This is a genomic window from Salinibacterium xinjiangense, assembly GCF_014645015.1.
Taxonomy (GTDB): domain Bacteria; phylum Actinomycetota; class Actinomycetes; order Actinomycetales; family Microbacteriaceae; genus Rhodoglobus; species Rhodoglobus xinjiangensis.
In genome coordinates this window covers 1,258,046-1,278,717 of record NZ_BMLC01000001.1, presented here as the reverse complement: position 1 = coordinate 1,278,717, position 20,672 = coordinate 1,258,046, and the positions used below count along the sequence as shown (strand labels likewise).

25 protein-coding genes, 1 tRNA gene and 2 pseudogenes are annotated in these 20,672 nt (G+C 64.9%); 18 read left to right on the top strand and 10 right to left on the bottom strand.

Annotated features, from left to right (window positions below):
• Positions 1–4 precede the first annotated feature (4 nt).
• On the bottom strand, positions 5–1,351 hold the full coding sequence (gene radA, locus IEW81_RS06015; RefSeq protein WP_097059992.1) for a DNA repair protein RadA: 1,347 nt from the start codon (positions 1,349–1,351) through the stop codon (positions 5–7).
• Between the two features lie 64 nt (positions 1,352–1,415).
• Here radA and IEW81_RS06010 point away from each other — a divergent pair, with 64 nt between their 5' ends.
• Entirely contained in the window at positions 1,416–1,880 is a 465-nt protein-coding gene (locus IEW81_RS06010; RefSeq protein WP_097059993.1) for a hypothetical protein, read from the top strand.
• Positions 1,877–2,182 carry a hypothetical protein gene (locus IEW81_RS06005; protein ID WP_097059994.1) on the top strand — a complete coding sequence of 102 codons (306 nt, stop codon included), beginning with the start codon at positions 1,877–1,879 and terminating at the stop codon, positions 2,180–2,182. The genes IEW81_RS06010 and IEW81_RS06005 overlap by 4 nt, the downstream gene beginning before the upstream one ends.
• On the opposite strand, the gene IEW81_RS06000 is transcribed toward IEW81_RS06005, so the two are convergent.
• Positions 2,148–2,510, bottom strand: coding sequence for a hypothetical protein (locus IEW81_RS06000; protein ID WP_097059995.1), 363 nt, complete (start codon positions 2,508–2,510; stop codon positions 2,148–2,150). The genes IEW81_RS06005 and IEW81_RS06000 overlap by 35 nt on opposite strands.
• Entirely contained in the window at positions 2,507–3,232 is a 726-nt protein-coding gene (locus IEW81_RS05995; protein ID WP_097059996.1) for an SGNH/GDSL hydrolase family protein, read from the bottom strand. Before IEW81_RS05995 ends, IEW81_RS06000 begins: the two co-directional genes overlap by 4 nt.
• 43 nt (positions 3,233–3,275) lie before the next feature.
• Here IEW81_RS05995 and IEW81_RS05990 point away from each other — a divergent pair.
• Positions 3,276–3,365: transfer RNA gene (locus tag IEW81_RS05990), tRNA-Ser, on the top strand.
• 626 nt (positions 3,366–3,991) lie between these two features.
• Here the strand turns inward: IEW81_RS05990 and IEW81_RS05985 are convergent.
• The gene (locus tag IEW81_RS05985) at positions 3,992–5,398 is read right to left on the bottom strand and encodes an LLM class flavin-dependent oxidoreductase (RefSeq protein WP_097059997.1); all 1,407 of its coding nucleotides are present in this window, start codon (positions 5,396–5,398) and stop codon (positions 3,992–3,994) included.
• 38 nt (positions 5,399–5,436) lie between these two features.
• On the opposite strand from IEW81_RS05985, the gene IEW81_RS05980 reads away from it, so the two are divergent.
• Both IEW81_RS05980 and IEW81_RS05975 read left to right on the top strand, forming a co-directional pair.
• Positions 5,437–6,051: a transketolase C-terminal domain-containing protein gene (locus IEW81_RS05980; protein WP_097059998.1), complete on the top strand. Its 615-nt coding sequence runs from the start codon at positions 5,437–5,439 to the stop codon at positions 6,049–6,051.
• A gap of 66 nt (positions 6,052–6,117) precedes the next feature.
• Positions 6,118–6,285 (top strand): hypothetical protein, encoded by a 168-nt coding sequence (locus tag IEW81_RS05975; RefSeq protein WP_179691781.1) that lies wholly within the window; start codon positions 6,118–6,120, stop codon positions 6,283–6,285.
• A gap of 311 nt (positions 6,286–6,596) precedes the next feature.
• On the opposite strand, the gene IEW81_RS05970 is transcribed toward IEW81_RS05975, so the two are convergent.
• Positions 6,597–6,959 (bottom strand): DUF488 domain-containing protein, encoded by a 363-nt coding sequence (locus IEW81_RS05970; protein WP_097059999.1) that lies wholly within the window; start codon positions 6,957–6,959, stop codon positions 6,597–6,599.
• Positions 6,960–6,995: 36 nt separating this feature from the next.
• A complete protein-coding gene (locus IEW81_RS05965; protein ID WP_229671253.1) occupies positions 6,996–7,637 on the bottom strand; it encodes a DNA-3-methyladenine glycosylase in 642 nt (213 codons plus the stop codon).
• A 63-nt stretch (positions 7,638–7,700) separates the two neighbouring features.
• Between IEW81_RS05965 and IEW81_RS14770 the strand changes: the two are divergent.
• Positions 7,701–8,007: pseudogene (locus IEW81_RS14770) on the top strand (transposase); the annotation flags it as partial.
• 202 nt (positions 8,008–8,209) lie between these two features.
• On the opposite strand, the pseudogene IEW81_RS14765 reads toward IEW81_RS14770, so the two are convergent.
• A pseudogene (locus tag IEW81_RS14765) lies at positions 8,210–8,479 on the bottom strand (DEAD/DEAH box helicase family protein); the annotation flags it as partial.
• Positions 8,480–8,639: 160 nt separating this feature from the next.
• Complete coding sequence (locus IEW81_RS14690; RefSeq protein ID WP_097060000.1) at positions 8,640–8,954, bottom strand: site-specific integrase; 315 nt, start codon at positions 8,952–8,954, stop codon at positions 8,640–8,642.
• A 683-nt stretch (positions 8,955–9,637) separates the two neighbouring features.
• Between IEW81_RS14690 and IEW81_RS05945 the strand changes: the two genes are divergently transcribed.
• The 12 genes from IEW81_RS05945 to IEW81_RS05890 all read left to right on the top strand — a co-directional run bounded on the left by IEW81_RS05945 (position 9,638) and on the right by IEW81_RS05890 (position 18,638).
• Complete coding sequence (locus IEW81_RS05945; RefSeq protein WP_097060001.1) at positions 9,638–10,555, top strand: alpha/beta fold hydrolase; 918 nt, start codon at positions 9,638–9,640, stop codon at positions 10,553–10,555.
• 67 nt (positions 10,556–10,622) lie between these two features.
• Positions 10,623–11,033: an ester cyclase gene (locus tag IEW81_RS05940; RefSeq protein ID WP_097060002.1), complete on the top strand. Its 411-nt coding sequence runs from the start codon at positions 10,623–10,625 to the stop codon at positions 11,031–11,033.
• A gap of 356 nt (positions 11,034–11,389) precedes the next feature.
• On the top strand, positions 11,390–12,022 hold the full coding sequence (locus IEW81_RS05935) for an NAD(P)-dependent oxidoreductase (RefSeq protein WP_097060003.1): 633 nt from the start codon (positions 11,390–11,392) through the stop codon (positions 12,020–12,022).
• 59 nt (positions 12,023–12,081) lie between these two features.
• The gene (locus IEW81_RS05930) at positions 12,082–12,450 is read left to right on the top strand and encodes a MarR family winged helix-turn-helix transcriptional regulator (protein WP_179691782.1); all 369 of its coding nucleotides are present in this window, start codon (positions 12,082–12,084) and stop codon (positions 12,448–12,450) included.
• Entirely contained in the window at positions 12,447–13,313 is an 867-nt protein-coding gene (locus IEW81_RS05925) for an NmrA family NAD(P)-binding protein (protein ID WP_179691783.1), read from the top strand. Before IEW81_RS05930 ends, IEW81_RS05925 begins: the two co-directional genes overlap by 4 nt.
• A 152-nt stretch (positions 13,314–13,465) precedes the next feature.
• Positions 13,466–14,629, top strand: a complete 1,164-nt coding sequence (locus tag IEW81_RS05920) for a Gfo/Idh/MocA family protein (protein WP_097060006.1) — start codon at positions 13,466–13,468, stop codon at positions 14,627–14,629.
• Between the two features lies 1 nt (position 14,630).
• Entirely contained in the window at positions 14,631–15,635 is a 1,005-nt protein-coding gene (locus IEW81_RS05915; RefSeq protein WP_097060007.1) for a sugar phosphate isomerase/epimerase family protein, read from the top strand.
• A gap of 11 nt (positions 15,636–15,646) precedes the next feature.
• Positions 15,647–16,027: a YidH family protein gene (locus tag IEW81_RS05910; protein WP_097060008.1), complete on the top strand. Its 381-nt coding sequence runs from the start codon at positions 15,647–15,649 to the stop codon at positions 16,025–16,027.
• Positions 16,028–16,040: 13 nt separating this feature from the next.
• Positions 16,041–16,385 carry a DUF202 domain-containing protein gene (locus IEW81_RS05905; RefSeq protein ID WP_179691784.1) on the top strand — a complete coding sequence of 115 codons (345 nt, stop codon included), beginning with the start codon at positions 16,041–16,043 and terminating at the stop codon, positions 16,383–16,385.
• Positions 16,386–16,390: 5 nt separating this feature from the next.
• Complete coding sequence (locus IEW81_RS05900) at positions 16,391–16,738, top strand: LysR family transcriptional regulator (protein WP_097060010.1); 348 nt, start codon at positions 16,391–16,393, stop codon at positions 16,736–16,738.
• A 45-nt stretch (positions 16,739–16,783) separates the two neighbouring features.
• Positions 16,784–17,401, top strand: coding sequence for a DedA family protein (locus tag IEW81_RS05895; protein ID WP_097060011.1), 618 nt, complete (start codon positions 16,784–16,786; stop codon positions 17,399–17,401).
• A gap of 61 nt (positions 17,402–17,462) precedes the next feature.
• Complete coding sequence (locus IEW81_RS05890; RefSeq protein ID WP_097060012.1) at positions 17,463–18,638, top strand: alcohol dehydrogenase catalytic domain-containing protein; 1,176 nt, start codon at positions 17,463–17,465, stop codon at positions 18,636–18,638.
• Between the two features lie 71 nt (positions 18,639–18,709).
• Here the strand turns inward: IEW81_RS05890 and IEW81_RS05885 are convergent, their stop codons facing one another.
• Positions 18,710–19,606, bottom strand: a complete 897-nt coding sequence (locus IEW81_RS05885) for a glucose 1-dehydrogenase (protein ID WP_097060013.1) — start codon at positions 19,604–19,606, stop codon at positions 18,710–18,712.
• Positions 19,607–19,677: 71 nt separating this feature from the next.
• Positions 19,678–20,670 carry an electron transfer flavoprotein subunit alpha/FixB family protein gene (locus IEW81_RS05880; protein WP_097060014.1) on the bottom strand — a complete coding sequence of 331 codons (993 nt, stop codon included), beginning with the start codon at positions 20,668–20,670 and terminating at the stop codon, positions 19,678–19,680.
• Positions 20,671–20,672: the final 2 nt, after the last annotated feature.

The window sequence follows — 20,672 nt, the reverse complement described above, 5'->3', positions numbered from 1 at the left end:
GCACCTAAAAGTCGGGAATGTCAACCCGCTCAGCCGTGGAACTCGCAAACGCGAGGCGGATCGCCTCCCGAAGGTGCATTGCGTCTGAGTCGATCACGGTGGAAAAACCGAGCCTCCTCGCCTCGGTGACGCGCTGCTTCGCTTGGGACGCCGGCCTGATCTCGCCGGCCAGGCTGATCTCGCCGATCACGGCCTGGGTGACCGGGAAGGCCTTGTCTTTGTAGGCACTGGCGATCGCGAGGGCGATGGCCAGGTCTGCGCCGGGCTCTGTGACCCGGATGCCGCCCACGGTGGAGACGTACACGTCGAAGCTCGAGAGCGGCAGCCCTGCGCGCCGCTCGAGCACCGCGAGCAGCATGGCGACCCTCGACGAATCCACCCCGTTGACGACCCGCCGCGGCTGGGGCGCCTGCGTTTTGACGATTAGGGCCTGAACTTCGACGGGCAACGCGCGTCGGCCTTCGACCGCGATGGTGACGCATGTCCCACTGGTGGGTGTGCGCGCTCGGGACAGGAACAGCCCGCTCGGGTCGGCGACCTCGGCGATGCCGTCGCCGGTCATCTCGAAACAACCCACCTCATCGGTCGGGCCGAAGCGGTTCTTGTGGGCCCGCACGAAGCGCAGGCTGGTCTGGCGGTCGCCCTCGAACTGCAGCACGACATCCACAAGGTGTTCGAGCAGGCGAGGCCCCGCGATGCTGCCGTCTTTGGTTACGTGGCCGACGAGCAGCACCGGCAGGTTGCGGTCTTTGCTGATGCGGATGAGGGTGGATGCCACCTCCCGTACCTGTGACGGACCGCCGGCGAGCCCGTCGGTCAGCCCCGATGACACGGTCTGCACGCTGTCGACGATCACGAGTTGTGGCTGCACCTGGTCGATCTGGCCGAGGATCGTGGCGAGATCTGTCTCTGCCGCGAGGAAGAGCGACGGCTGCAGCGCCCGCGTACGTTCGGCCCGGAGCCGCACCTGGCTGACGGATTCCTCGGCGCTGACGTAGAGCACGCGCTGGCCGGAGGCCGCGGCCCGGGAGGCCACCTCCAGCAGCAGCGTCGACTTGCCGACCCCCGGCTCGCCGCTCAGCAGGATCGCAGCGCCCGGCACGACACCGCCGCCGAGCACCCTGTCGAACTCCGCGATGCCGCTGGGCCAGTGCGCCACGGATTCGGCGCCGATGTCGGTGATCGCGCGGGCAGCGCGGCCCTCGGGCACGCTCACGGCGCTGACCCGCGCGGCGGGCTGCGCGGAATCCTGAACAGTGCCCCACTGTTGGCACTCGCCGCAGCGACCCACCCACTTGATGCTCTGCCAACTGCACTCTGTGCAGCGGAAGTTGGTGGTGACTCTGGCCATGCCGCAAGCCTAGATCGCGCGGGCGACACTGGAGGGGCGGCGAACGCGGAGATAGGGTTACCGTGTGAGTGATACGCGCAATTTCGACCCCCGGTTCGATCCGGCATTCCAGCGCGGATACAAGGATGACGGTTCCGGCGCGCCGCAGCCGTATCGCGGCATCGAAGCGCTCGGGTTGGGGGCAGGGCCGGTCGGGCCGGCGCCGCTGGAGCCGCTCGAGTCGCGAGACGCGGCGGTGGCGCAGGCGCAGGCGCATCCCGAACCTCTCCCGGTCTCGCTTCAGGGGAATCCCTGGATCAGGGTGCTGTGGGTGATCGCCCCGGTGTTCGTTCTCGGCGGGGTGATCGGGCAGGCGTGGTCGCAGACGCTGTTATTCAGCGGATCGTACGCCAGCGGTCCCAGCGGCTTCGCGAGCTACGTTGCGCCGAGCGTGATGCAGTCGGTAGGCCCGTGGATGGTGCTCACCGGCCTCGCCGCTCTCGTCGGTGTCGTGTTCCTGCACGCCGTGCGCTGGCGCGCCGCGGAATGAGGCGCGCGCCCCTGGCGATGCTTGGTGCAGGCATAGCTGCGGTGCTGGTCGGATGCGCGGTGCTGGTGTTCACCGTGAACGACTACCTCGGGCATCCGCTGGCCATCAGCAGCACCTCGGGCCGAACCGTCTTCAAGGATGCAGACGGGCAGCTCGTTTCGTATGACCTCTTCGAGCCCGGGGCGGGCCCGATCCTGATCATCGCAGGCGGGGTGCTGGTGTTTGCGTCACTCTTCCTGCTGGCGGTCCTGTGGCGCGGTAAGCCCGTCAGCGGCCGAGGATGGCGTTCTCGAATCCGGTGACCGATCCGCCGATGCCAGCGAGTTGTTGCGCACTGAGGGCGACGGTGATGGTGCCATCGGCATGGTGTGCGAATACTGCGGGAAGCGGTGTCGATGCGGCGGCGGCCAGCAGGTCGGCGTCGAGTTCGTTGCGGTGCAGCACAATCACCGGCACAGCGAGGCGGGCCACCATCATGTCCCATTGCGGCTTGCGCCTGACGGGGGAGTGGGTAATGTCGCAGAGCGCGCATTCGGCGGTGCCGAGGAGGTGGCCGATCACGTAGCGCACCTCGCCGATGATGCCGCCGTCGGCGTTGTAGATGCCCGTATACCCCACGATCTCGGTCACAGCTCGGCCAGTCGTCGGGCCACGGCCGGCTCGAGGGCTGCAGCCCAGATCCGATATCCGCGATCGTTGGGGTGGAACAGGTCGCCCGCGAACTGGGTGGTGATGCCCCAGAGCCCCTGCCGGTGGGTGAGGGTGTGCAGGTCGACGACAGTGAGTCCGCGCTCCGCGGCGGCGGCTCGCAGTATCCGGTTCGCGATGCGCGCATTCTTCTGTCCAGGAAGGAAGTAGAAGCTCGGCAGGTCGGCAACGATCGCATGCGGCGGCACCGCATCGAAGATCACGGCGATCTCGCGCTCGAACCGCTGCGCGTCGAAGTTGGCGATGTCGTTCGCGCCGATGCAGACCGTCACGATGTCGGGGTCGAGCTTCGCCAGCTTCGGCAGCGCTGACTCGATGGCGAGCCCCAGCGTGGCACCCGAGATCCCGAGGTTCGCGACACGCAGGGTGCGATTGGTACGACCCCGGATGTTCTTTGCCAGCACCCCGACGTAGCTGTGGTCGGGCCTGCTGGCGCCGATACCCTGCGCGGCCGAGTCACCGATGGCGACGTACAGCAGGTCGCCGACCCCTTTGTTGCGCTCACGCCAGAATTTCGAATTCACCGGAATGTTGTTTGCCAACCGGATGCGCCACTCGTCCTGGCGGCGCTTCAGCCAGCGCGCCCACGCCCAGATCCCGCCGCCGACAGTGGCCACCGCTATCGCACTGATCGCTATCCTCACCCTGCGAGCGTACGTGGCCCGAGCGTGTACTAAACTCGACCCCGGAACCGTGTCCGAGCGGCCGAAGGTGCAACTCTCGAAAAGTTGTGTGGGTGAAAGTCCACCGTGGGTTCAAATCCCACCGGTTCCGCCAGTAAAAGCCCCGAAATCTCAGTGATTACGGGGCTTTTTGCTTGTCCAAACCTTCGAGACCCCAGGAAAACCCCACAACTGTCTGAGACCGGGCTGCATCGAGGCGCTCTGAGACGTTGTCCAGGTCGTCCTCGAAAAGGTCCGCATAGGTGTCGAGCGTCATCGCCGCGGAGGCGTGACCGAGCATCTCCTGCACGGCTTTGGGGTTCGTCCCCTGCGGAAATCGCAAGACTCGCAGCAGTGTGCCTGAGGTCGTGAGGGGTGATCGTGGGGAAGGAGCTATCCAGCGCCTGCGATCGCGTCAGCGCCGCAACGAACCAGCCGGTGACGCTCTGCGAGCCCTTGAGGTGAGACACCCCATCGCCAAAGATCAGCCCATCTCGACCCTTGCCTTTACATGCGCGGGCGGGCGTCTTCAGTGCCGACGATGTTCAGCGTGTAGGCCTGAGCTTCATCGACTTCATCGTCGGCGGCATTCTCGAGGTACGGGTCTTCCGCCGAATTCCTGATCTGACGCCCCTACTCCTCCGACCCTGGCTCGCCGGATGCCTCGAACGCCTCGTTCGCGATCGTCCACGCTGTTTTCAGCGCCGTCACCTGCGGGTGCCACACATCCTCACGGGCCGATTAGCGCGGTGCGGTCGAACCGCTGCCCCCCAGCCGGAACGTGGCGCCCTTGTGCTCCGCCGGAAGCCGGTCGCCACGGCCGTGCAGTTTCTGCCGCAGTGTGCCGTCTACGTAGGCATCGGGGTAGGCGCCGCGGGCGCGCAACACAGGAATCACGTGGTCAACGATGTCTTCGAACGTACCCGGAGTAATGGCATAGGCGAGGTTGAAGCCGTCCACGTCGGTCTCGGCGACCCACTCCTGAAGCTGGTCTGCGATCTCTTCGCCCGACCCGACGATCATCGGCCCCAGGCCGCCTATCGCGCCGAGCCTGCCGATATCGCGGACCGTAAATTCCTGACCGTTCTCCGCCGACTCGACGTAGTTCGAGATCACTGACTGGATCGCGTTGCTCTTCACGTTGCCGACCGGCTCATCGAGATCGTATTGCGAAAGGTCGATGCCCATCCACCCTGACATGAAAACGAGCGCACCCTCATCGCTGGCATATTGAAGGAAGTCGCGGTGTTTGGCCTGGGCTTTCTCGGGTGTCTCATCAGTGATGATCGTCAGCAGCGTGTAAATCTTGGCCGAGTACCGATCGCGACCCGCGGCCTCGAGCGCATCACGAATCTTTCCAACGGTGCCCGCCAGCACCTTTTTCGTCGGCGCCGCGACAAAGATCGCTTCGGCATTGCCAGCGGCGAAGTCGATTCCCCGAGTGGATGCCCCGGCCTGGTAGATCACGGGTGTGCGCTGGCTCGACGGCTCTGACAGGTGGATGCCCGGAACCGTGTAGTGCTTGCCGGCATGGCCGATCTCATGCACCTTCTTCGGATCAGTGAACACCCCGGTCTCACGATCCCTGATCACGGCGTCGTCCTCCCACGACCCCTCCCACAGTTTGTACAAGACCTCGAGATACTCGTCAGCCATGTCGTAGCGGTCGTCATGCTCAAGCTGGTCTTCGTGCCCCATATTGCGCGCAGCGCTCGGCAAATAGCCGGTCACCACATTCCAGCCGACGCGGCCGTTGGTGAGGTGGTCCAGTGTCGACATGCGACGGGCGAATGGATACGGATGCTCGTAGGCGGTGCCCGCGGTGATACCGAAACCAAGATGTGTCGTCGCCGCAGCCATCGCCGATACGAGAAGCACCGGATCGTTGACGGGAACCTGGGCGCCATGGCGGATAGCTGCCTCATTGCTGCCGCCGTAGACGTCGTACGTTCCGAGGACGTCGGCGATGAAAATGCCATCAAAAGTGCCGCTCTCAAGCAGCTTCGCAAGGTCGGTCCAGTACGACAGGTCTTTATAACGCCAGGCCTGGTCGTCCGGGTGACGCCACATTCCGGATGACTGGTGTGCAACGCAGTTCATGTCGAAGGCGTTGAAACGGATCTGGCGGGCGGGGCTGGCAGCGGTCATCCCCCAATTCTCTGCCACCGTCGAGCGGAGCATGACAGATAGCGACGCGGGGAGTCACATACGGCAATACTCACCGACCGTCACTCACGTGCCCCAACCTGCACGTACACCGACCACGAAGGAATGCTGATGACACTGACAACGCCAGACCACCCCGGTACCACGGTCGACCATCGCTGGGCCGGGCTCCCATCGCCGGGTGCAAGATCCACCGGCCCGGGGAAAACGATGCCGTGGCGTTGATCGGGGCCGGGGTGCCGCTCCACGAATGTCTGGCCGCCGCGGAGCAGTTGGCCGAAGTCGGCATTGCCGCGAGGGTCATCGACCTGTACTCGGTCAAACCGCTCGAGCGCGCCATGCTGATCGAGACCTGTCGGGCCACCGAGGGCCGTTTGGTTGTGGTGCAGGACCACTACCCGCAGGGCGGAATCAGCGGTGAGGTGATGGAGGCCTTGGCGGACGCGGAGCTGGACGAACTTCACGTCACGCTGCTGGGCGTCAACGGCCTCCCCATGTCGGGGCAGCCCGCCGAGCCTTTGGACGCCGCAGGCATCTTCGCGCGGCACATCGTCGCTGCGGCACGAAAACTTACGGAGGTCCGCGAATGGACGCCAACGATACGACCGACAAACCCGCCCGGCAACCACGCCTGATGCTGGCGTCCGCGTTGATGTTCGTGGCCGACCTGGACCGGTCGGTGGTTTTCTATCAGGATCTCCTTGGGCGAGAGGCCACTTATCCGCAGCGACGAAGCCACGTTTCTGGTCAGCTCCGACGGGTACCAGCTATATCTGCGCAGCATGGGAAAACGGGCGCCGCGTTTCACTGGAGCCATCGGCATCCAGTACCTCGTGTGGACCGCCGAGAACGGAGAAGACCTCCAGTGATGCGAGCAGGTTCTTAAAGCCCAATCCCCGCGGCTCCATAGAATCGCGGTTCCTGCCAGGTCATGACCGCGTGGACGGGCACCCTGCGCAGCTGAGCTTCACCGATCGCCGAGGCCGGTCGCGGCCCCCAACCCAGCTGGTCCGTCCACCCCACTACGATTCGTCGAGGATTCCGGCGGCCTTCGGAGACCCTGTCTTGCGCCTCGCCCGGGTTATTCGAGCCCCGGTACCGCAATGGTCATTATCGCTGTGATCCCTCAGCGTCTCCCTGCAAATTGATTGCGCCATGACCTGAATACGATGTACGCCTGCTACCCGGTCAGGATGTCGGCGAGGACTTTGGCCTCGCTGATGTCAGGCTCTTTAGTCCCAGTCAGCAGGGTCAGGCGGTGATCTGCGGCCAAATCCCGCAAATGTTGCAGCGCCTTGCCCCGCTTCTCTTGTTCCAGCTCGACGTGGTAGCGCCGGGTGAACTCCTCGAACTTGGCCGGGTCGTGGCTGTACCACTTCCGCAACTCCGTCGATGGGGCAACGTCCTTGCACCACTCGTCCAAGGCCGCTTTGACCTTTGTCATGCCGCGTGGCCAGATGCGATCCACCAGGACCCGCAATCCGTCCTGGTCCTCAACTTCGTCATACACGCGGCGAACCTGTACGTCCGGTTTCGCGACCATCCTTCAACCTCCCTGCACGTCGTGTCACCGACAAGGTTACGCGCGCCCCGGTTTGTAGGTCGAAACGGATGACGCTTCAGGCAACCAGTATCGCCAGGGGAAATCGATCCCATCGCCGCCAGGCCCGCTGACGCCAACGCGCGGTCCGATCCGATGCGGTAGCACCACACCATTATCGGGAATGAGAAATGTCCACTGCCCGCCGAAAAGATCATCACCATCGTTATCCAGGTTCACCCCGAAGCTTTGAGCAACGCAACCAGGGCCCCTCGCCAAACTGACATCTGGGAGCGGAACTTTTCGTGGTTTACTTTCTCGCCGACCGCGGGCAATGTCGGTGCCCACGATCACATCTCCCGCTCTGACGAGACAACCCGATGACTGACCTGGTTGTCCGGTGACGAGGTTCAGCGCGTGGTGCATTCCGTAGGTGAAGTAGCAGTACAGGTGCCCGGCGGGACCGAACATCGTCTTATTCCGATTCGTCTTGCCCCGGTAGGTGTGCGCGCCGGGGTCGAGTTCACCCGCATACGCCTCGACTTCGGTGATCCGAATCGTCACAACCTCATCGGCATCGGTGCGTTGAAGCATGCAGCCAAGAATTTCAGGTGCGACATCGAGCACGTCTCGGGCGAAGAAACTTCGACTTGCTAGATGAAATCCATTCAACACACTCACCTAGCCAGCGTATTCATTCCCGGAGAGAAACTTTCGAGCAGGACACAGCGTTCCACGTCCCATCCGACGTACGACGAAAAAACTGTGGAAGCAGCGGAGCAGAGGTTCCTCAAATGTGAGAAAGAGGCGGCAGGAAGTACCCGGCGATCGTGCGCCTGTGGGAAAGCAGCTGGGCTGGATTTGCGCCTTCCTTCAATTCGATGCGGAGATTCGCGGGATCGTGTGCATGACCAACGCGATCGAATCCGTCAGCGGGAGGATCTGTAGAGCCGTCCGAGCTCGCGGTGACTTCCCAAACAAGCACGCTGCACTGAAATGCGTCTGTCTCGCGGTGATGAGTCTGAACCCGACCGGACAAGGACGGGCCCGTTGAACCCACGGGTGGAAACGCGCGATGAATGCGTTCGAGATCGGGTCTGCTGCACCAGTGGCTGTGCGTGGCTCGTCGTCCCATTTGGCGACATCACCGATCCTGGCCACGGCTGCTGTGGTCGGCGTCGGGATAACCGTGGGCATACCGTCGGGGTCGTGTGCGGCGATGGAGGCGCGTATTCTGCGGGCGTGTTCGCCTGTTATCCAGGGCCCCCGTTTCGATGAGGGCTGCCGGGGTTCCGGAGGACAGCATCACCGCATGCCCCGGGATAGGGCGGCACACTCCGCAGCGTCCCGGATGCGTTCACGGCGTAGCTGGTGGGCCAAAGGCCTTTATTGCTAACGGAGGAGGTGGGGTTGTCGTCGCCGATGAGTTCGGAGAGTTCGCGAAGGAAATCGGCTTCCGATATTCCTCCAAGGTTCAGCTCCACGTTGGGGGCGGACCAGAGTGTCCGCATGCTTTCGACGCCGAAGACGGCCTGGCCTTATGCCTAGGAGTGGATCAGCGACATGATTGGGATGCCCTGCGAGCCGCAGCTTGAGCTGCGCGCGAAAACCCCCTAACTGTCTGGGATGGGCAGCATCACTGCGTTCTGGCGCGTAGTCCAGGTCGTCCTTGACCTGGTCCGCTTACGTGGCGAGCGTTATCGCGGCCGAGGCGTGACCGAGCACCCGCTGCACGGCTTTGGGGTTCGCGCGGGCTGAGATTTCAAGACTCGCGACCGGGTGCCTGAGATCGTGCGGAGAGATCGTGCGGAACGAGCTATGCAGCGCCTGCGATCGCGTCACTGCCCCAACGAACCGGCCCGTGACGCTGTCGTGACCCTTGCCTTCGCATGCGCGAGCGAGCGGGCCCGTGCCGTCGAGGTGCCCCTCGCTGCTACCAGCGAGCACGTGAGTAAAGGCATCGGGGCTGGCCGCTTCGCTCTCGAGGATCAACATCATCCGGAGGCATCGCTCCTTCGCCAGGTTACGAGTTCGCGAAAAGCTTGCGGTTTAGTTCACTCGTTGGGGTCTGCCTCACTCGCCGTGCGAGTCGTGTCCTCAGGCAGGCCCGGAACCAGGCGTCGAACTCGACGGCGTCATTTTTTCGAGGGCTTCGGTGAAAGCGGCGAGATCCAGTGGGTGATTCGGTCTTGCCATGGGCGAACGGTGGAGCCTTCCACGGTCGTTGTCCCTGCAGCGATCCTCTAGAACGCTTGCGCGATCTTCACGACGCGATACGTCGCATCCTGGGCTGAGAGAACCGCGGTGTGACGACAGCGATGCGGCAAGCGTTTATGCGTGCTCAGGTGAGGATGTGGCACTCAAGGCCGAGCCAGAGCTGTTCCGATTGGTCAAGTCCTGCGGCTAACGGCGCGGGGTACGGGCGCGCGGTGAAATGTTTATGACACAGCTCGGGAATCGGAGGTGCCGCAGGAGCCGCCGCCGACCGGGGCTGAGGCACACCCTGCGGAACCTGCGACGAGTGACACCCGAAGGCGCCCGTCAGTCGGGCCGATCGGGAGACACGACTTCCCTCGGCGAAGACCGTTTCAGCGTTCTCCCAGCGAACCGCGATTGTCTGGTTTTGCGCAATCTCAGTTACCTCTAACGAACGATCACGATCACGATCACGAGGAGAGAGCATGCCCTTCATCACCGTCCCCGGCCAGAACGATCCTGACGTCGAGCTTCATTATGACGATGTCGGGGACGGCAAGCCTGTCGTCCTGGTTCATGGCTGGCCCCTCAGTAGCCGGTCGTGGGAGGGCCAGGTGCCTGCGCTGGTCGATGCAGGCTATCGAGTGAGCACGTACGATCGCCGAGGATTCGGCCAGTCGTCGCAACCATGGAATGGATACGACTACGACAAGCTGGCCGCGGACCTGAAGGTCGTTTTCGACACGCTCGACCTCCGGGACGTTTCCCTGATCGGATTCTCGATGGGTGGCGGTGAGGTCGCCCGATACGTGGGCACGTACGGTACTGATCGCATAGCGAAGCTCGTCTTCGCCAGTGCCGTGCCGCCTTACCTCTGGAAATCGGAGGACAACCCTGATGGAGGCATTGATGCCGCATTGGCCCAGTGGTTTCACGACGGGCTGACCGGTGACCGGCCGGCATTCCTGCATGAATTCGTTCGGATGTTCTTCACCGCTGGGCCCCCATCTCCGGTGAACATGCCGAGGGTCAGCCTGGAGCAGATTGCTTACAACCTCGATATCGCCGAAATGGCGTCGCCGAAGGGCACGCTGGATTGCGCAACCGCAATCGCGACAACGGACTTTCGTGCTGATCTGACGAAAATCACCGTGCCGACCCTCGTGATTCACGGTGGCTCAGACACCGTCGTGCCGTTCGAGGTCAGTGGCAGACGCACCCACGAGGCCATTTCCGGCAGCGAACTTGTGCTAATTGAAGATGCCCCTCACGGTCTCACCGTTTCACATAGGGACGAGTGGAACCGGCACGTGCTCCCTTCCTCGCGAAGTAGCCGAACGCAACAGGGCCCGCACCGACGCCGTGAGAGTTCGCCCTGTCACCGGCGAAACGATAAACGCTGACAGCGGCATGGTCTTCCGTGGCCCACACAAACCCATCCAATGCACATCCAACGAAAAGAGAAAGCACATGAGTGAAGAAGTGAACATCGCAGCCCAGAAGAGTTTTGGTCACGCCGTGAACAGCGGGCAACTCGACCTTCTCGATGATCTCGTGGCCGAAAATGCAGTCGACAACGATCCGGCCCCTGGGCAAGGCCCGGGCCCCGAGGGTTACAAAGCGTTCTTCCGCGACATGATTGCCGCTTTTCCAGACCTGCACCTTGAAGTTGCGCGCCTCGTCGCCAACGATACGGATGTCGCATTCGCTTACACTCTCACCGGCACGCACCGCGGTCCGCTGATGGGCCACGCCGGTAGCGGTAAAACGATGTCTGTTCGTGGCATGCAAATCAGCCGGTTTGAGAACGGGATACTCGTCGAGCGGTGGGGTAGCAGCGACCAACAGGGCATGCTCGAACAGCTTGGCCTGGCGCCGTAGCCTGCAACAGTCAGCGATCCGGCGGCTGCGCGGCTCGGCGACAGTCTCAAGCTCGCGCCGACTCGCCGGATCGATGGATCGGACTCATTAGCCCCGCTGAGAAACGGGTTCCATTGAAGAACGCAGCGCAGTGTGGAGCGCCTCGGCAATCCGGCCGAGGTCGTCGTCGAACAGATTCGCGTCGATGCCGAGAGCCATTGCCGCGGAGGCGCGCCTGGGCCTCGCTGGGTCAAGCGGACATGGCGCCGTCGAGGAAGTGGGCATGCGGGTTGCGCTCAGGCATGGTCACCCCGGGTGGCCCTAAACCGAACGAAGATACGCTCGTCGTCAAGTGCTTTAGAGACTAAACTAAAATCATGACAACGATCGCACTTTTCGGAGGAACGGGTCGAACGGGACGGCGGGTACTGCAGCGGGCGCTCGCGGCTGGGTTCGATGTGCGGCTGCTCGCGCGCAATCCCACAGCGGTCAGCGCCACCAGTGAGCGCCTCATCGTGATAACTGGCGACATTCTGGATTCCGGGGCCGTCAACGAGACGCTCGCGGGCTCCGACGCGGTGATCAGTGTGTTCGGCCACGTGAAAGGTTCGCCCCCGACCCTGCAGACCGACGGCACGCGAGCGATCGTGAACGGAATGCAGCGGCTGGGCATCCGGCGCATCATCACCCTGTCGGGAGGCGGACTGCACGATCCGCACGATCGCCCCAAGGCCGCAGACCGGGTGATCAGGCTGCTGTTGCGCACCCTCGCCGGGAAGGTCCTGGCCGATGCAGCGGGTCATCTGCAGGTGCTGCGCACGACCAATCTCGACTGGACAGTGGTGCGCGGCCCGCGGCTCACGGAGGCGCCGGGTGTCGGCAGTTACCGGGTCGGCTGGGTGGGTGTGGGCACCGGCACCCAGATCAGTCGTGACGATCTGGCGGACTTCATCCTGACCCAGATGGACGACAGGAAATTCGTGCATGCGCTGCCCTTCGTGTCGGCCTGATGTCGGATCGTGCCCTGGCGGTCGGTCGGGTGCTGGAAGAACTGATTGAGGCAAATCGGATGCTCGCAGGGCCCCGAGTCGCACCATTCGCGGGGCTCGAACTGAGCCGCTCCCACCTCGAGGCGCTCTTCCTCATCGCGCACCGTGACAACGTCACCCCGGGGCTGCTGGCGTCGTCCATGCGGATCACGGCCGGCGCTGTGACCCAGTTGCTAGCCAAGCTCAGGGAGGCCGGCCTTGTGGTCGCGACTCCGACACCGACCGACTCCCGGTCGATCACCCTCGCCCTGACGGGATCGGGCCAGCAGGAGTTAACCGTCTTCGAAGCGCGAGCCGTCGAACAGTCGTTGCCGCACTTCGAGCCCCTCACCGCGGCCGAGCTGGACATGCTGTCCGGGCTGCTGCGACGCGTCACGAGACGCTCGTGACCGGCCGGGCGGTCTTCGTGACGGGTGCTACCGGCACGGTCGGCGAATTCGTCGTGCAACGACTATTGGAACGGGGCGAGCCGGTATTGGCCGCGGTGCGGGGAACGGACTTCCCGTCATTGCCGCACGGTGCGCAGGCTCGGCCGTTCGATTTCGACTCCTCGCCGGTCGCCCTCGAGGCGGCACTGGACGGAGCCGATCGACTTTTCCTGATGCGGCCACCGCCTATCGCAGATGTGCAGCGTTACCTCTTCCCCCTGATCGATGCGGCCATGCGCCGGGGGATCCGGCAGATCGTGTTCCTCTCCCTGCAGGGCGTGCAGTTCAACCGCCAGACCCCGCACCACGCCGTCGAGGCCTACCTGCGCCAGGTCGACGCGCCATTCACCCTGCTGCGTCCCAACTTCTTCATGCAGAACCTATCCACCGCCTACGCGGATCGCATCCGGAACTCGAACGAGATCTTCGTTCCAGCTGGCCGGTCGTACACCGCGTCCGTGGATGCCCGTGATGTCGGCCGCGTCGCCGCCGAAGTTTTCACCGCCGACGGCCACCTGCGTCGCGCCTACACGCTCTCGGGCGAGCACGCGCTCAGCTACGAGCGAGTCGCGCGCATGATGTCGCGGGTGCTCGGGCGACCCATCCGGTATTCCCGTCCGACCGAGACCGAGTATCTCGATGACCTGGCGCTCCACGGCGCCGATGAGCAGTACCTCGCCGCACAGAAGATGATCTACCGGGTGGTGCGTTACAACCTCTCGGCCGTGCCGAACCGCACCATCCGTCGACTCACCGGAGCCCCGGCCACGTCGTTGGCAGAGTTCGTCGACGACTATCGCGACGTGTGGCGGGTCGAGCGTTAGAGTCGGTGGGGGATCAGGGCTGACTCACTCGACCTGTGCAGAGAGGGTACTGCGGCCCATCGACCGGAGGTTCTGATGCGATTCGACCCCAAATCTGTTCGCGGCACAACCCTGGGCGACGCGGTGGTGGTCGCGTGACGCTGAGGGTAGCGATGATCGGCCACGGATTCATGGGGGCGGCCCATTCCGTCGGCTGGCGGCAGGCGCCAGCGGTATTCGACCTGCCGGACTCCGTCGAGATGGCCGTCGTGGTCGGGCGCAACGCACCAGCGGCGGCAGCGGCGGCGGCGAAGTGGGGCTGGGCTGAGTCGGCGACGGATTGGCGCGAGGTCGTCGCTCGCGACGATATCGACATCGTCGACATCGTCACACCCGGTGATTCCCACGCCGAGATCGCGATCGCGGCCCTCGAGGCCGGCAAGCACGTTCTGTGTGAGAAGCCGTTGGCCAATACCGTCGAGCAAGCCGAAGCGATGGCGGAGGCGGCCGGCCGTGCCGCCGCCCGCGGGGTGCGCGCGATGGTCGGCTTCACCTATCGGCGAACCCCCGCCGTGACGCTGCTGCGTGACCTGGTCGCCGATGGCGTCGTCGGAACCGTGCAGCAGGTGAGGGCGGCCTACCGGCAGGACTGGCTCGTGGATGCCCGGATGCCGCTGGCCTGGCGGCTCCAGAAGGAGCACGCGGGCTCGGGAGCCCTGGGCGACATCGGGGCTCACATCATCGACATGACACAGTTCGTGACAGGGCTCGACCTCACCGCCGTGTCGGGAATCCTGGACACGATCGTGAAGCGGCGGCCGCTGCTGGCATCCGGCTCAGGGTTGACAGGAGAAGCGGGTGATGGATTCGGCGAGGTGACCGTCGACGACGTCGCGCTGTTCACCGGCCGGCTGTCGAATGGTGCCCTCGCCTCGTTCGAGGCGACCAGGTTCGCGACGGGCCGCAAGAATGCGCTCACCATCGAGATCTCGGGCGACAGGGGTGCTCTCGCCTTCGACCTCGAAGACCTCAACGCTGTGCAGTTCTACGACAACACCGCGCCGGAGGGCATGCGGGGGTTCACGAAGATCCTGGTGACCGACCCCTCACATCCCTATGTAGGCGCGTGGTGGCCGGCCGGCCACACGCTCGGTTACGAGCATGGCTTCGTGCACCAGGCGAAAGATCTCGTCGAGGGGATCGTCGCGGGCACAGACCCGCACCCCACCTTCCGCGATGGACTTCAGGTGCAGCGGGCGCTCGCGGCTGTCGAATCGAGTGCAACCCACAATTCAGGATGGGTGCACATCGACCCGCCCGCCACGGAAGGCCTCTGACATGACTCGACCTATCACCCTGTTCACCGGCCAGTGGGCTGACCTGCCGTTCGAGGAGGTAGCCCGCCTTGCCGGTGAGTGGGGCTACGACGGCCTCGAGATCGCCTGCTGGGGCGACCACATCGATGTGTCCCGCTGGGATGACGCGGCCTATGTGCAGGGCAGGCTCGACATCCTCGAGCGCAATGGGCTGAAGGTCTTTACGATCGCCAACCATCTTGCGGGCCAGGCTGTGTGCGACGACCCGATCGACCTGCGGCACCGCGGCATCCTGTCAAACCGGGTCTGGGGCGATGGGGACGCCGAAGGTGTTCGCCAGCGTGCGGCCGAAGAGCTGAAGAACACGGCTCGGTTCGCGGCGAAGCTCGGCGTCTCGACCGTCACCGGCTTCTCGGGATCGAGCATCTGGAAGTACGTCGCGATGTTCCCGCCGGCTTCGGAGGAGATGATCGAGGCCGGATACCAGGATTTCGCCGACCGCTGGAATCCGATCCTCGACGTCTTCGAGGAGGAGGGGGTGCGATTCGCCCTCGAGGTGCATCCGTCGGAGATCGCCTACGACTACTGGACCTCCCAGCGCACCCTCGATGCGATCAGCCACCGGCCGAGTTTCGGATTCAACTTCGACCCTTCGCACTTCGTCTGGCAGCAGCTCGACAGTGTCGCGTTCGTGCTCGACTTCGCCGACCGGATCTACCACGTGCACTGCAAAGAATCCGTGACCAACCTCGACGGCCGCAACGGTGTGCTCGGTTCGCACCTGCCATGGTCGAACCCGCGTCGCGGCTGGACCTTCGTCTCCACCGGTCACGGTTCCGTTCCGTGGGAGGCGCTGTTCCGCGCGCTCAATTCCATCGGGTATTCGGGGCCGACCAGCGTGGAGTGGGAAGACGCCGGAATGGATCGACTCGTCGGCGCGCCCGAGGCCCTCGCGTTCGTGCGCAGGCTCGCCGAGATCAGGCCGCCGCACGCGTCGTTCGATGCCGCGTTCTCGTCGCGCACCTGAGGCGGCGGGCGATGGGTGACGGCGAACAGGATCCGGGGGATGCGCGGCGCCCGCGCTGGGTGTACCGGGCGGGCGCTGAGCCGGATCCACGATTCAGCCTCGCGAACGAGCGGACCTTCCTCGCCTGGGTGCGCACCTCGCTCGCACTTCTGGCGGGTGGCATAGCGCTTGAGGCGCTCTCGATTCCCGCCCAGCCGGGGTTTCGGTTAGGGGCGGCTCTCGTGCTCATCACGCTGGGCCTTATCGCCATAGTGCAGGGCTGGATCAGTTGGGCCAGGACGGAGAGGTCGATGAGGATCGGTGCCGCGCTGCCGGGCCTGAGCATCGGTGCGGTGTTCGTCGGCGGGATCGTCGTGGCGAGCGTACTCGTGGTGATCGGGTTACTCTGGTGATCAGGTTGCTGTGGTGACCGACGCTCCGTTCGGCGCCGGGCTGCAGCCCGAGCGGACGCTCCTGGCCTGGCGGCGCACAAGCCTTGCCCTCGCAGTCGGCGCGATGATCACCATCAGGCTCGGTGCCCCCACCCTCGGTTTCGCGGCAGGGATTATCGGCATCGTGTCCCTGGGGTTCGCGGCCGCGGCCTATGCGATGTCGACCACACGGTACCGCCGCGTTCACCTCGAACTCACGGCATCGCACACCCTCCCCGGTGCCGGCACGCAGGTCGCCCTGGTCGCGCTCGGGGTAGTTCTGTTCGGAGTGCTGGCGGCCGCATGGGTGATCGTCGTCGGGCTTGATCGCATACTCTGAGGGCAATGGATCATTCCCTGCTCAAGCAGTTCGTCGCCGCCGCGCGGCACCTGCACTTCGCGCACGCCGCGAAGTCGCTGGGCGTTCCCCGCTCGAGCCTGATTGCCGCGATCAGGTCCATCGAGGCGCAACTGGGATACGAGCTCTTCGACAGCAGCGCGATGTCGACCCAGCTCAGCCCCGAGGGTGAGGCGTTCCTGGTGGATGCCGAACGCCAGCTCGACAAGTCCGCCAAGTCCGCGGCAGCCTCGGCCGCAAAACCCGGGGGCAAGGCTAGGGCATCGAAGGGCAAGGGCCGCGCTCCGGCGGTCAAAGGCCAGCCGAAGCCCGGCCGAAACCGTCAATCACGCTGACCCCGCGACACTGGTTGTTCACTTTCGGCGGCTAGACAGTGCCGTGTGGATGGTATCGCACCGTGGGTCCAGGTCGCAGCCCAGGGGCCGTGGCTCTACGTCGTCGTCATCCTGCTGGTCATCGCCGATGCGTTCGTGGTGGTGCTGCCGAGCGAAACTGTCGTGGTTGCGCTCGGCTCGCTCGCCTTCTCGACGGGGGCGCCGAACATCCTGTTGCTGCTCGCGGTTGCCGCGGTCGGGGCGGTCATCGGTGACAACCTCTGCTACAGGATCGGCCGCAGCATCGGAACAGACCGATTCCGGTGGATGCGCCGCCGCCGCATCCACGCAGCCTTCGACTATGCGCGCCGGGCGCTCACCCGCAGGCCCGCGTCGCTCATCCTGACGGCCAGGTACGTGCCGTTCGCGAGGATCGCCGTGAACCTGACCGCGGGCGCCACCGGATTCTCCTACCGCAGCTACCTGCCGCTGACTCTCGTCGCCGGCGCGTCGTGGGCGGTGTACAACTGCGTCATCGGGGCGCTGTTCGGGGCGTGGCTGGCGGCGTATCCGGTCGTCGCCGTCATCGTCTCGGTGCTGGTCGCGATCGCTCTCGGTGTTGCGATCGATGCTGTCGCCGGGCGGCTCTCACGACGGAAGACCGCCGATGGCAGCACTCTCTAGATCGCGCCGCGCTGGCAGTCAACCCGTTCCTGAATTCGACGGCGCCGCGTAGACCTGAAGGATGAGAGCCCTTACCTGGCAGTCCACCGGAAGAGTCATCGTCGAAGACGTGCCCATGGCCGAGATCGTCGAACCCACCGATGTGGTCATCCGCGTCACCTCTACCGCCATCTGCGGTTCAGACCTGCACCTGCTCGATGTGCTCGGCCCGTTCATGCATCGCCACGACGTGATGGGCCACGAAACCATGGGCGTCATCACCGAAGTGGGTTCCGCCGTGCAGAAGCTGCGGGCGGGCGACCGCGTCGTCATTCCATTCGTCATCGCCTGCGGCTTTTGCTACATGTGTGCGCGTGGCCTGACCTCGCAGTGCGAGACCACCCAGAACCGCGACCAGCAGGCCGGCGCGACACTCTACGGCTACACCGAGATCTACGGTCGCATCCCCGGTGGGCAGGCCGAATTCCTGCGGGTGCAGCACGCCGACTTCAACGCGATGAAGATCAACACCGACCTGCCCGACGAGCGCTACCTGTTTCTGAGCGACATCCTGCCGACGGCGTGGCAGGGCGTGCAGTACGCGAATGTTCCGGATGGCGGCACCCTCGCGGTGATCGGTCTCGGGCCCGTCGGCCAGTTCGCGTCCCGCATCGGCAGGCACCTCGGGTACCGCGTGATCGCGATCGACCCGGTCGAGGAGCGCCGCGAGATGGCGGAACGGCACGGGGTCGAGACGCTCGGCCTCACGGATGACGTGCTCGACCTGCTGCGCGCGCTCACCGACCGACGCGGGCCGCACTCCGTGCTGGATGCGGTCGGCATGGAGGCGCACGGCAACCCGGTGGCGGCGTTCGCGCAGAGCACCGTCGGGTTGCTTCCGCGCGTGGCATCCACCGCGCTGTCAAAGGTCGTGGGAGTCGACAGGCTGGCCGCACTGCTGCTCGCAATCGAGGCCGTGCAGCGCGGCGGAACCGTGTCGCTAAGCGGGGTCTACGGAGGGAACGCAGATCCGCTGCCCATGCTGACGATGTTCGACAAAAACCTGACCCTGAAGATGGGCCAGTGCAACGTGCACGACTGGATTGCAACCCTGTGGCCGCTGGTCGAAGACCCGAACGATCCGTTGGGTGTGGTGGATCTCGTCACGCACTCGGTGCCTCTCGAGGACGCCCCCGAGATGTACGAACTGTTCAGGAACAAGGAAGACGGCTGCATCAAGGTGGTGCTGAAGCCGTAGCCCGTGGCCGCAGCCCGAGGTCGGCCCCGCCGGGAGGCGGGGCTCACGCGGGATCAGATTGTCGTGCAGGGTTACGGGGAGGGTATGCCGCCGTTGACGTTCAGGGTCTCGCCGATCACATAGCTCGACTCGGGTGAGGCGAGGAACACGAAGGCTGGCGCGAGCTCTGCGGCCTGCCCGACGCGGCCGAGCGGGGTGTCTTCCCCTAGCGTCGGAAGGTCTTTGGCCGGCTGCCCGCCGGTAGCCTGCAGCGGTGTCCAGATCGGGCCGGGCGCAACGACGTTCACGCGGATGCCCTTCGGCGCGAGCTGCTGCGAGAGGCCCTTCGAGAAGTTGTTGATCGCAGCCTTCGTCGAGGCGTAGTCAACCAGGTTCGGCGACGGGGCGTAGGCCTGGATCGACGAGCAGTTGATGATCGTCGAGCCGGGCTTCAGATGCGGCAGGGCCGCCTTCGTGATGTGGAACATCGCGTAGACGTTGGTCTTGTATGTCTCGTCGAACTGCTCGTCCGAGATGTCTTCCAGCGACTCGACGGCGATCTGCTTGCCGGCGTTGTTGACGAGGATGTCGAGCCCGCCGAGCCCGTCGACGGCTTTCCTCACGAGGTCGCGGCAGTGTGCGGCGTCCATCACATCACCGGGGATGGCGATCGCGGTGCGACCTTCTGCCTCGATGAGCGCGACGATATTTTCGGCGTCAGCCTCCTCGATGGGCAGGTATGAGATCGCGACGTCTGCGCCCTCCCGTGCGAATGCGATGGCGACTGCGCCACCGATTCCGGAGTCTCCACCGGTGATGAGCGCCTTGCGGCCGGTGAGTCGGCCCGAGCCGCGATAGGTGTCGGCGCCGAGGTCGGGTGTCGGCGTGATGCGCTCTTCGACGCCGGGGGGCGCCTGCTGCATCTCGGCGGCAGGGGCCGACTGCTGGTAACGGGTGACGGGGTTATCGAATGTGTACTGGTCGGTCATTTTCCGACCGTACGCCGCGGCTGTCGGCGCTCTCTAGGGGTTGACTCCCCGGCGAGATGCTTTCCCGATGCCTAGCTCTTTCGTGCCGCGATGGCGTCGATCAACTGCGGGACCACCGTAAACAGGTCGCCGACGACACCGAAATCCGCGATCTCGAAAATCGGGGAGTTCGCGTCTTTGTTGATGGCGACGATCGTCTTCGACCCCTGCATTCCGGCACGGTGCTGGATGGCGCCGGAGATGCCCACCGCGATGTAGAGGTTCGGCGACACCGTGATCCCGGTCTGGCCCACCTGCATATTGTGGTCGACATAGCCGGCATCGACGGCGGCTCGGCTGGCCCCGACGGCGGCCCCGAGCGAATCTGCGAGCTGCTCGACGAGTTGGAACCGCTCGCCAGAGCCGAGTCCACGACCGCCCGAGACGACGATGTCAGCCGTCTGGAGACTGGGGCGTTCTGTCGCCTCAGATCTCACGTGCCGTGCGGTGATCGTGGCCGAGCGTGCGGTGTCGCCGGAGATGTCGAGCGCCGTGATGCTGCCGGCTGCTGCCGGGGCTGCTCCGGCTACGGAGTTCGGACGGAGCGAGATGATGGGGATTCCGCGGGCCGCCACCGAACGCACGGTGAATGCGCCTCCGAACGCCTGCTGCGTGACCACTACGGAATCGCCCGAAGCGTCGATGCCGACGACGTCCCACTGGAGCGCACCGCCGACCCGGATGGCCAGTCGTGCGGCGACCTCCCGGCCGTCGGTGTCCGTACCGAGGATGACCGCGCCGGTACCGGATCCGGCAGCGTTCGCCGCGGTCATCGCGGCCTGGAGCGCCGCCACCTGGGGCGTGACGAGCCTGTTGGAGGCGTCTGGGGCGGTGGCGATGTAGACGATGTGGGCGCCGAGAGCGCCGAGTACCGCGGCGATCTGCGATCCATCGCCCCCAACTCCGCTGTCGATAACGACCACGGCGGCGGGCTCACCGATGAGGGCGGCCGCGGCGAGCAGTTCGCCGGTGGTGTCGGCAAGCTCACCATCCACCAGTTGCGCGAGAACCAGAACCTGCGTCATGG

Bases quoted from the DNA above. Each gene is read 5' to 3' on its own strand.
- radA (WP_097059992.1), bottom strand. From the start codon at position 1,351: ATGGCCAGAGTCACCACCAACTTCCGCTGCACAGAGTGCAGTTGGCAG.
- IEW81_RS06005 (WP_097059994.1), top strand. From the start codon at position 1,877: ATGAGGCGCGCGCCCCTGGCGATGCTTGGTGCAGGCATAGCTGCGGTG.
- IEW81_RS05985 (WP_097059997.1), bottom strand. From the start codon at position 5,398: ATGACCGCTGCCAGCCCCGCCCGCCAGATCCGTTTCAACGCCTTCGAC.
- IEW81_RS05970 (WP_097059999.1), bottom strand. From the start codon at position 6,959: ATGGTCGCGAAACCGGACGTACAGGTTCGCCGCGTGTATGACGAAGTT.
- IEW81_RS14690 (WP_097060000.1), bottom strand. From the start codon at position 8,954: ATGATGTTGATCCTCGAGAGCGAAGCGGCCAGCCCCGATGCCTTTACT.
- IEW81_RS05945 (WP_097060001.1), top strand. From the start codon at position 9,638: ATGCCCTTCATCACCGTCCCCGGCCAGAACGATCCTGACGTCGAGCTT.
- IEW81_RS05940 (WP_097060002.1), top strand. From the start codon at position 10,623: ATGAGTGAAGAAGTGAACATCGCAGCCCAGAAGAGTTTTGGTCACGCC.
- IEW81_RS05935 (WP_097060003.1), top strand. From the start codon at position 11,390: ATGACAACGATCGCACTTTTCGGAGGAACGGGTCGAACGGGACGGCGG.
- IEW81_RS05930 (WP_179691782.1), top strand. From the start codon at position 12,082: ATGCTCGCAGGGCCCCGAGTCGCACCATTCGCGGGGCTCGAACTGAGC.
- IEW81_RS05920 (WP_097060006.1), top strand. From the start codon at position 13,466: ATGATCGGCCACGGATTCATGGGGGCGGCCCATTCCGTCGGCTGGCGG.
- IEW81_RS05915 (WP_097060007.1), top strand. From the start codon at position 14,631: ATGACTCGACCTATCACCCTGTTCACCGGCCAGTGGGCTGACCTGCCG.
- IEW81_RS05910 (WP_097060008.1), top strand. From the start codon at position 15,647: ATGGGTGACGGCGAACAGGATCCGGGGGATGCGCGGCGCCCGCGCTGG.
- IEW81_RS05900 (WP_097060010.1), top strand. From the start codon at position 16,391: ATGGATCATTCCCTGCTCAAGCAGTTCGTCGCCGCCGCGCGGCACCTG.
- IEW81_RS05890 (WP_097060012.1), top strand. From the start codon at position 17,463: ATGAGAGCCCTTACCTGGCAGTCCACCGGAAGAGTCATCGTCGAAGAC.
- IEW81_RS05885 (WP_097060013.1), bottom strand. From the start codon at position 19,606: ATGACCGACCAGTACACATTCGATAACCCCGTCACCCGTTACCAGCAG.
- IEW81_RS05880 (WP_097060014.1), bottom strand. From the start codon at position 20,670: ATGACGCAGGTTCTGGTTCTCGCGCAACTGGTGGATGGTGAGCTTGCC.